The organism is Flavobacterium sp., from assembly GCF_020217025.1.
Classification (GTDB): Bacteria; Bacteroidota; Bacteroidia; order Flavobacteriales; family Flavobacteriaceae; genus Flavobacterium.
Genome location: NZ_JAIWOF010000136.1, coordinates 1 through 10,000 on the forward strand (window position 1 = coordinate 1; position 10,000 = coordinate 10,000).

9 protein-coding genes are annotated in these 10,000 nt (G+C 32.2%); 8 read left to right on the plus strand and 1 reads right to left on the minus strand.

The genetic code is table 11. From position 1 onward, the window contains the following. Positions 1 to 1,024: serine hydrolase (locus LDL23_RS06735; RefSeq protein ID WP_291265022.1), on the plus strand; the 1,024-nt coding region annotated here is incomplete at its 5' end. Between the two features lie 2 nt (positions 1,025 to 1,026). After that, a complete protein-coding gene (locus LDL23_RS06740) occupies positions 1,027 to 1,737 on the plus strand; it encodes a nicotinamide mononucleotide transporter family protein (protein WP_291265023.1) in 711 nt (236 codons plus the stop codon). Here LDL23_RS06740 and LDL23_RS06745 read toward each other — a convergent pair. Further along, positions 1,732 to 2,754: a LacI family DNA-binding transcriptional regulator gene (locus LDL23_RS06745; RefSeq protein ID WP_291265024.1), complete on the minus strand. Its 1,023-nt coding sequence runs from the start codon at positions 2,752 to 2,754 to the stop codon at positions 1,732 to 1,734. The genes LDL23_RS06740 and LDL23_RS06745 overlap by 6 nt on opposite strands. 197 nt (positions 2,755 to 2,951) lie before the next feature. Here LDL23_RS06745 and rplM point away from each other — a divergent pair, with 197 nt between their 5' ends. From rplM to LDL23_RS06775, 6 genes are all read left to right on the plus strand, one after another. After that, positions 2,952 to 3,407: a 50S ribosomal protein L13 gene (gene rplM, locus LDL23_RS06750; protein ID WP_026724384.1), complete on the plus strand. Its 456-nt coding sequence runs from the start codon at positions 2,952 to 2,954 to the stop codon at positions 3,405 to 3,407. Beyond that, positions 3,407 to 3,793: a 30S ribosomal protein S9 gene (gene rpsI / locus LDL23_RS06755; RefSeq protein ID WP_008256015.1), complete on the plus strand. Its 387-nt coding sequence runs from the start codon at positions 3,407 to 3,409 to the stop codon at positions 3,791 to 3,793. Before rplM ends, rpsI begins: the two co-directional genes overlap by 1 nt. 187 nt (positions 3,794 to 3,980) lie before the next feature. Further along, positions 3,981 to 4,742 carry a 30S ribosomal protein S2 gene (gene rpsB / locus LDL23_RS06760; protein WP_008256012.1) on the plus strand — a complete coding sequence of 254 codons (762 nt, stop codon included), beginning with the start codon at positions 3,981 to 3,983 and terminating at the stop codon, positions 4,740 to 4,742. A 138-nt stretch (positions 4,743 to 4,880) separates the two neighbouring features. Beyond that, complete coding sequence (gene tsf / locus LDL23_RS06765) at positions 4,881 to 5,702, plus strand: translation elongation factor Ts (protein ID WP_026724385.1); 822 nt, start codon at positions 4,881 to 4,883, stop codon at positions 5,700 to 5,702. Positions 5,703 to 5,810: 108 nt separating this feature from the next. Continuing rightward, complete coding sequence (locus LDL23_RS06770) at positions 5,811 to 9,518, plus strand: TraB/GumN family protein (protein WP_291265025.1); 3,708 nt, start codon at positions 5,811 to 5,813, stop codon at positions 9,516 to 9,518. A gap of 1 nt (position 9,519) precedes the next feature. Beyond that, on the plus strand, positions 9,520 to 10,000 hold a 481-nt coding region (locus LDL23_RS06775), incomplete at its 3' end, for a queuosine precursor transporter (protein WP_291265026.1).

Consider the following 10,000-nt stretch of genomic DNA (forward strand, 5'->3'; position numbering starts at 1 on the left):
GATTTACGATTTATTACACCACAGAACAGGAATTGTTGATTTTGTAAATCAAGATTCTACTTTTCATAAAGTGTTAGACAAAAAACATTCGAAAGAAGATATTTTAAAAGTAATTACATCTTACGAGCCTTTATTTGAGCCTGGAAGTAAATATCAATACAGCAATTCTAACTTTTTTATTTTAGGCTGTATTATTGAAAAGTTAACCAAAAAATCCTACGCTGAAAATTTACAAAATCGAATCGTTAAAAAAGCTGAATTAGGAACGTACGAAAGTAAAACCGAAATGACCGCTAAAGGCGCAGTTACCAATAAAGTTTTCGTTCCAACTACATACTATAAAGAAGAAGCAACAAATACAGCAAACAAAGAAAGTTATTCCTATTATTTTGATGGCACCAATTGGGTGAAATCGTTAGAAAATCACAATTCGATTCCGTTTGCATCGGGTGGAATTACTTCAACTACTGCCGATTTAACTAAATTTATTTATGCTCTTTTCAATGGAAAACTAGTTAGCCAAGCTTCTTTAGATCAAATGAAAGAAATTAAAGAAGGTTACGGAAAAGCGTTAATTCAGTTTCCATTTGGCGAAAGACGTTTTTATGGTCATGGTGGAAGAATTGAAAATTTCAGTTCGATGTTAGGTTATTATCCAACCGAGAAATTGAGTTTTTCTTTGATTTCAAATGGCGATAATTTTGTGCAAAACGATATTATCATTGGAATTTTGAGTATTTATTACAAAATGCCGTTTCCTTTTCCTCAATTCATGAAAATGGATAAAGCAGAATTAGCAAAATTTACTGGAACTTATGCTTCAAAAGACATTCCTTTAAAAATTACCGTTTCTGAAAAGAATGGCGAATTATCAGCACAAGCAACAGGACAAGGCGCTTTTCCTTTGACATTCAAAGAAGAGAAGACTTTCGTTTTTGCCGCTGCTGGAATTGAGATGGTTTTTGGTGATAAGTCATTTGTACTAATTCAGGGCGGAATGAAATTTAACTTTACAAAAGAATAAAGATGCAAAACACCATCACTACCATCAAAAGCATTACCAATAGTAAATATCTCGATATAATTGGAGTGGTTTTGGTGGTGGGCGTTTCAGTGTATTTAGAATATTACAAAACCACTTACGATTTTAGTTTTAACGGAAAGAATTACTCGTTTTACTTAGGTTACTTTTCCATTTTAAACACGTGTTTATCCATGATGGCGACGCGATTGGTCACCAAGAAAAACAACATTGGGAATTTAATCAGCACTTGCAACACCTTATTAAGTGGAAGTATTGATTATCTTTTGGGAAATATTGGGGCGATTTTAACCTATCCTGTTTCGTTTTTTGGAAATTATTTTGCCTTTAGAATTTGGAAAAAGAAACAATATTTAAATGCAATTGATGCTATCTTTTTCCGAAATATGGCAATAGGTTTACTGCTTTCGTTAGTCCTGAATTACATTGCTTTCACAACATTTTCAGATAAAGCGACTGATTGGAAATTGTTTTTCGCCATCGCCATTCCAGCTGGAATCAGTTTTGGTGGCACCTTTAATATAGGTAGAATGTATCCTGATAATTGGATTAACTGGCAAGTATATAATTTATTCAAGATTGTACAAAATGTAATGCTAATGAACATTGCCAACACTGCAAAATACGTGTTTTATATGTTCAATGCGATTTTGGGTTATATTACTTGGAAGGATGATAAAGCGAGGCAACTATAACCTTCTTGTAGATTCTCTCTGACGCAACTCTGTTTTAATCACCACGGTTTGCGGTTGGTAAAACTCGTCTTTAGAATTTAGTTTGTGGATTAATAACTCCGCTGCTTTGGCTCCAATTTCTGGTGCGTGTTGGCTTACCGTTGATAAACTCGGTGTTAATCGTCTTGACCAAACACCATCTGCAAAACCAATAATATTTAATTCTTCTGGAATTTTAATTCCTTGTTTCAGTGCCATTCGCATGGTCATGGTGGAACTGTGTTCGTCTAAGGCAAAAACAGCATCCATTTTTTTTGAAGAAATTAATTTTTGTAGTTTTACATCAAAATCTTCAATAGCAGTTTCAAGAATAATCAAATCTTCGTCAATTGACATGTTAGCATCTGTGAGGGCTTTTTTATAGCCTTCAAAACGTAATTTTCCAACACTCAAATTATTTACAATAGAGAGCAAGGCGATTTTTTTACTTCCTAATTTAATCAAATGAGTCGTAGCATGATAAGCGGAATCAAAATCATCTACTACTACTTTATCGCAATTAATACCATCAGCTACTCTATCAAACAAAACAATAGGGGTTCCACTATTCATAATATCTTTAAAATGTTTATAGTCTTTTAAAGATTGTGTTTCTTCGGCAATAGCTACTATAAAACCATCAATGGTTCCATTGTTCAGCATGTCCATTACTTGTTGTTCTTTATTGAAAGATTCGTTTGAAATCCCAGTAATCACATTATAACCTTTCGCCAAAGCTACTTTTTCAATTCCACTAAACACCTTTGCAAAAAATGGATTTAGGATATTAGGAATAATTACACCTATAGTATTGGTACGTTGATTTTTTAGATTCTTGGCTATACTATTAGGTTTGTAATTCTTTAAAGCAGCATACTCTTGAATTTTAATCTTAGTCGCTTCACTAATTTCTGGGCTATCGCTTAGTGCTTTAGAAACGGTAGAAATTGATACGCCAAATTCTAGTGCTATCTGTTTTAGAGTTGCTTTTGCTTTCATATATAAAAGTTAAGAGGTAAAAATAGTGTATTTGTGTAATTTAAAAAAACAACTTTAAATGAATTTTAGTTAAGCGAATGATGACTAACAGATTAGAAAAAATAATATTTTCAAAAAGGGGTTTGCAATTCTAATAAATAGTTGTACTTTTGCACTCCCTTTATTGGGAATGGAATGTTTAATTTAAATTAATTATTGTGAACACATTAAGCTACAAAACAGTATCAGCCAACAAAGCAACTGCAGATAAGCAGTGGATTGTTGTGGACGCTGAAGGGCATAACTTAGGTCGTTTATCTACAAAAGTAGCGATGCTTTTAAGAGGTAAATACAAACCAAGTTATACACCGCACGTTGACTGTGGGGATAACGTAATTGTTATCAACGCAGAAAAAATCAACCTTACTGGTAACAAGTTAGATGACAAAACGTACATCAGACACACAGGTTACCCAGGAGGTCAAAGAAGTTTAACTGCTAGAGTAATGCAACAAAAAAACCCTGCATTATTAGTAGAAAAAGCTATCAAAGGAATGTTACCTAAAAACAAATTAGGTGCTGAATTATTCCGCAATTTAAATGTATATGTAGGTTCTGAGCACAAACATGCGGCTCAATCACCTAAAACCGTTAACCTAAACGATCTTAAGTAATGGGAGTTATTCACAAAATCGGTAGAAGAAAATGCGCTGTTGCACGTGTTTATGTTTCAGAAGGAACAGGAAAAATCACTGTAAACAAAAGAGAATTCACTAACTACTTCCCAACTGCAACTTTACAGTACAAAGTTATGCAACCAATGTCTATGACAGAAAATGCATCAAACTTTGACGTTAAAGTAAACGTATATGGTGGTGGTTCGACAGGACAAGCAGAAGCTGTGAGAATGGCTATTGCAAGAGCAATGTGTGAAGTTGAGGCTGAAAACAGAGCTATCCTTAAACCAGAAGGATTATTAACAAGAGATCCTAGAATGGTTGAACGTAAAAAATTCGGTCAGAAAAAAGCACGTAAGAGATTCCAATTCTCGAAACGTTAATATTCGATATTTATCAGAATATATTTTCAGATTTATTTTTACAATTAAAATTGAATTAAAAACAAAGTTGTCGATATTCCTTGTAAAAAGGGAATTAGTTTAGCATCTAAATGAAGCCTAAAGCCTAAAGCTTAAAGCTTAAAGCCCAACGGAACATTGCTAATCACGGAACGTAAACTATTACACAATGGCAAACAAAATTGACGTTAAAGAGTTATTAGAAGCAGGTGTACATTTCGGACACATGACTCGTAAATGGGATCCAAACATGGCTCCTTACATTTATATGGAGCGTAATGGTATTCATATCATTAACCTATATAAAACTGCAGCTAAAATTGAAGAAGCTAACGAAGCTTTGAAAAAAATCGCTGCATCTGGTAGAAAAGTATTATTCGTTGCTACCAAAAAACAAGCAAAAGATATCGTTGCTGAGAAAGCAGCTGCATGTAACATGCCTTACATCACTGAAAGATGGCCAGGTGGTATGTTAACTAACTTCGTAACTATCCGTAAAGCTGTTAAAAAAATGGCTTCTATTGATAGAATGAAGAAAGACGGTACTTTCATGACTTTATCTAAAAAAGAAAGATTACAAGTAGATCGTTTACGTGCTAAATTAGAGAAAAACTTAGGTTCTATTGCTGACATGTCTAGACTTCCAGCAGCTCTTTTTGTAGTAGACGTTAAAGCTGAGCATATTGCAATTAAAGAAGCACAAAAATTAAACATTCCAGTTTTCGCAATGGTAGATACGAACTCGGATCCACGTCCAATTGATTTCGTAATTCCTGCTAATGATGATGCTTCTAAATCTATTGATAAAGTTTTATCTTTAGTATCTGCTGCTTTAATCGAAGGTCTTTCTGATAGAAAAGTTGAAAAAGACGAATTACCAGCTAAAGAAGTAGAAGCTACTGAAGCTCCTGCTACTGAAACTGAAGCATAAATAAATTAAATTCCAAGAATTAAATTCCAAATTCCAAACTTGTTCTAACCATTCGTTAGCAATTTAGTAAAATTGGAATTTGGGATTTAGTAATTGGGATTTTTTACTTTTATAAACAACAAATAAAAAAAATACAAAATGGCAAATATTACTGCTGCAGACGTAAATAAATTAAGAACTATCACTGGTGCTGGAATGATGGATTGCAAGAAAGCATTAGTGGAAGCAGAAGGAGATTTCGATTTAGCTATCGAAAACTTAAGAAAAAAAGGTCAAAAAGTAGCTGCTAACCGTTCAGATAGAGAATCTACTGAAGGAGCTGCTGTTGCTGTTATCAATGCTGATAATACTGCTGGAGTTGCAATCACTTTAAACTGTGAAACTGACTTCGTAGGTAAAAATGAAGCATTCGTAAAATTAGCAAACGATTTAGCTAACCAAGCGTTAAACTTCGCTACTAAAGAAGAATTATTAGCTTCTGATTTCAACGGAATTACTGTTGCTGAGAAATTAATCGAGCAAACAGGAGTTATCGGAGAAAAAATCGAAATCGGTGCTTTTGAAAGATTAGAAGGTGCATTTGTTGGATCTTACATCCACGCTGGTAAAATTGCTACTTTAGTAGCTTTATCTGCTAACGTTGCTGGTGCTGACGAAGCTGCTAAAAACGTTGCAATGCAAGCTGCCGCTATGAACCCAATTGCTTTAAACGAAGCTGGTGTTGATGCTGCAATCATTGAAAAAGAAATCGAAATCGCTAAAGAGCAATTAAGAGCTGAAGGTAAACCAGAAGCAATGTTAGATAACATTTCTAAAGGAAAAATCCAACGTTTCTACAAAGACAATACTTTAGTAAACCAAGATTACATCAAAGACAGTTCTATGAGTGTTGCTGCTTACATTAAATCTGTAGACGCAAACTTAACTGTTACTGGATTTAGTAGAGTTGCTTTAGGATAATCCTATTCTAAACTAATAAATACAAAACCTTAATTCTTTAACAAGAGTTAAGGTTTTTTTCTTTTTAAAATACTGTATATTTGGGGTAAACGAAAAAAGAAAATAGCTTTGAAAAAAATTGCTCTTCTATTAGCCCTTGTATCAGCTTCATTATTTGCTCAAGAAAAAAAATACCAAAGTTTATTGTGGGAAATTAGCGGTAATGGTTTGCAAAAAAAATCATACGTTTACGGTTCTATGCACGTAAGTGATAAAGTTTCCTATCATTTATCGGATAATTTTTTTAAACATCTTCAAGAGGCAGATATCATTGCCAATGAAAGCGAACCAAGAACTTGGACAACGCTATTCGATTTGTTTAGCTTTTACAGTCAGTATGCCAATCAAGGAAAGTTTTATACTAATTTTTATATTCAACCTATTGAAAAAGATAATTTATATCCACTTTTCAGAAGCAGCAATTACAACTTAATAAGCCTTCTTACACGAACAAACGAGGCGCAAAAAGACTATCAAGAAGAAACCTATCTAGATATGTTTATCTACAGGACAGGTAGAAAATACAACAAAAGAACTGTTGGTTTAGAAGACGTAAAAAAATCAACTTTAAACATTATGATGGCACAAGCCAAAATGGATGAAAGCGAAGTAGATAAAAATCGTCAAGCTATTTTAAAATTATTAAAAAACAAACCCTACGACCAAGCGCTTAACGATTATTACAGAGAAAAAGACTTAGACATGATTGATTCGTTAACCATGTTAAGCTCTCCAAAGTCGTTTTTAAAAGCCATGCTTTTTGACCGAAACATAGAAATGGTTAAGAACATGGATTCAATCATGAAAACAGGAAGTTTATTCAGTGCCATTGGAGCGGCTCACTTACCAGGCCCAAAAGGTGTTATCGAATTACTTCGCGCTAAAGGATATAAAATCACTCCCGTTTTTGGTAATTATACTGAAAAAGGAAAAGCAACCAAAAAACAAATTGAAGAATACTTTACCAAACCTGAATTAAAAAATAGAGCAACGGCAGACGGTATGATTTCCTTGCCTTTATTTGAAATTGTACTTGAAAACGGCGAAGATTTAGAATCGCCTGACTTAGTAAATGGCGGTTATGTAAATGTAAAAAGAAAACTCCTAAACGATTTCTTAAACAAGAAAAATAAAACATTTAATGTCAAAACATTAGACAGTTTATTTTATGAAAATATTCCAGGGGAAATTCTAGAAAAAAAATCATTTCAAGAAAAAAATTACTGGGTCTACGATATTAAAAGTAAAACCAAAACAGGCAACGCACAACGTTATCGCTATTATATAACACCACTAGAAATTATAACAGTAATTATGGGTGGCGAAGGCGATTATGTAAGACGTTTTGAAGAAGATATTTTTTCTAAAATCGAGATAAAAACCAGTAAAAATACTTGGGAAAAAATTAGTCCAATAAAAGGAAATTTTGAAGTTCAAGTTCCAGCTTACAATACTTACACTGGAAATAAAAACAACGGCAAAGACAACTCCGACATTGCTATTACGGCTTTAGATGAAAAGAAAAAATGCTTTTACTTTTTAATCGAAAAAACACTTTCTGAAATTGATAATTTAGAAAATTCAGAATACGAATTAAAACGAATTCATCAAGAATTTTATGCCCAACACGAATTAGATTCTACAGAAACTAAATTCAATAAAGAACGAATTGCTTTCTTTTCAAAATCGAATATAGAAAACAGAGAGATTCAACTAAAATCGCAATTAAACGGCAATAAATATTACCTTTTAGGAACAGTAAATGCAGAAGATGCAGATACCAAACGTTTTTTCGATTCATTTGAAATTAAACCTTCATTAGAATCTGAAAGTTATAGAATATTCCGTGATACGACGAATCATTTTAGTATTGAAATTCCTGAAAAACAAAACGAGCACTTAGACTTCTTAGTAGAAAGAGAACTTCAAAACGGTAGCAAAAAGAAAAATCATTTTACGACACAATCTAAAAACTATCAATTTTTAGGAAGTAATGGTTCAATAATACAACTTAACTATTACAAATATCATCGTTATGAGACTGAAAAATCAATTGATTCTATTTGGAAAAATTATCGTAAACAAATCATAGGTGATGTAACTACAAATGAAACTCCTGCAGATATTGAAGGTGATAACGAAGTAATTGAAGTGCCAATTGTTGAAGAAGACCTTAATTTAGCTTCTGATTATATGTTTTCAGATTGGGATAAAAAACTATTCTCAAAAGATGAAAAACTAAAGATTATTGACGAAAAAATTAGTCACGACAAAGACAAAAATGTACATACTTTTGAAGCAATGGTTTCGAAACCAAGTTCAAAACAAGCCATTAAATACAAATTATTACTGAATGGAAATACCATTTATGAGCTATCCACATTAGTTTCTAAAAACTATGATAACAAAGATCCTTTTGTAGAAAAAACATTCCATTCTATTACTTTACAAAACAAAAAAACAGAGAACATTTTAGAAAATAAAATGGACTTATTTTTAAGTGATGTTAGAAGTAAGCACGATAGCATTCGTTATTCTGCCTTAAAATCAATTGATTATTTAACGATAGAAAAAGAGGATTTCCCAAAGTTTAAAACCTTCTTAAATACTTTTAAATTTAGAGACGATGAAACTGAAATTCTTGGGGAATTATATGAAAAATTAGGACGAATTAAATCGCCTGAAGTTACTACCTATTTAGAAAATGCTTACAAGAAAGAAAATACAAATACGGTTATTCAATTTGCTGTTTTAAGAGCGTTAACCTTTCAAAAAAGTAAAGAAGCCTACAAGAAAATGCAAGAACTACTAGAATATGATTTGCCTATTTCAGACAATGAATATGAAATTATAGGACTTTTTAATCATTTTGAAGAAGACTTAGAAAACAGTCAGGTTTTGTTTCCAAACATTTTTCAATATTACAGTATTAAAGAGTTTCATGAGCCTATCGTATCTTTTACACGTCAGCTTTTAATAAAAAATCACGGCAATGCAAAAAAATTAAAATCGTACAAAAAAATGATTTTAACCAATGCAAAGCTAGAATACAAACGATTAGCCAGCTGGAAAAGCAAACAGAACTTTAAAAATAAAGACGAGGACGAATACTATGAAAAAGATGAAGCTCCGATAGAAGATTTTATAAGTTATTATACTATTTTATATCCGTTTAAGGCCGAAAAAGATGTGTCAGAATTATTTAAAAAAGCAACCGATTTAAGAATTGAAGAATTGGATTTAGCATTTGCTGAAGTACAACTGGAAAAAACCAATCAAGTTGATTCTCAAACAATGGATAGCGTTCTTGAAAATGAGAAAATTCAGTTTAAAGGGTTTTTAATGCTGCATCACATGAAGCAAAATTCGTATTTAACAAAATATGACGCAAAAACTATTGCCATGGATGCCGATATTTATTTTGAAGACATCGATAAGAAAAAAGACTCATTGTCCTTCTATGATGCTAAGGAAATTAGATTTAATGGTAAAAAAATCACGTATTTCTTCTTCAAGAAAATCAACATCGAAGAGAATTCATACAATACCAATCAACAAAAAATTAGTGGCATTGCATTTATAACAGAAAATGGAAAAATCAATATAAAGGAATATTGTAAACTAAATGCCAAAACCTATTTAGAAGAAAAAGAAATTGATGCAATAATTAAAAGCATGATTGACGAATCGTTAAACGATAATCACAGAAGAGCCTCTTATGGCAAACTTAAAAACGGAAATCAACTTTCTGTTGAAGATTATTTAGAAGAATATTAATATGTTTCAAAGAAGAAAAGATATCATCTACGTTGTTTTAGCTGGGATTTTTATTACCAATGCTTTAGTAGCGGAATTAATTGGAGGAAAATTAATTTACATAGGAGATGTTGTAATGAGTTTGGGGATTTTACCTTGGCCAATAGTTTTCATCACAACCGATTTAATCAATGAATATTTTGGTGAAAAAGGAGTAAAAAAACTATCTTTTATAACAGCTGGATTAATTGCCTACACCTTTTTCTTATTACTAATTGGACTTCAAATTCCAGCAGTAAAAGGCGATGGCTTGATAACCGACGAACAATTCACTGCTGTTTTCGGGCAAAGCATGTGGATTATTGTGGGAAGTATTACGGCTTTTTTAGTTTCCCAATTAATTGATGTTACCATTTTCCATTTTGTCAAAAACCGAACAGGAAAAAAGATGATTTGGTTAAGAAGTACGGGTTCAACTGTAATTTCGCAACTTTTCGATAGTT

Excerpts from the sequence above, each read along its gene's own strand:
- LDL23_RS06740 (WP_291265023.1), top strand. The coding sequence starts at position 1,027 with ATGCAAAACACCATCACTACCATCAAAAGCATTACCAATAGTAAATAT.
- LDL23_RS06745 (WP_291265024.1), bottom strand. The coding sequence starts at position 2,754 with ATGAAAGCAAAAGCAACTCTAAAACAGATAGCACTAGAATTTGGCGTA.
- rpsI (WP_008256015.1), top strand. The coding sequence starts at position 3,407 with ATGGGAGTTATTCACAAAATCGGTAGAAGAAAATGCGCTGTTGCACGT.
- rpsB (WP_008256012.1), top strand. The coding sequence starts at position 3,981 with ATGGCAAACAAAATTGACGTTAAAGAGTTATTAGAAGCAGGTGTACAT.
- tsf (WP_026724385.1), top strand. The coding sequence starts at position 4,881 with ATGGCAAATATTACTGCTGCAGACGTAAATAAATTAAGAACTATCACT.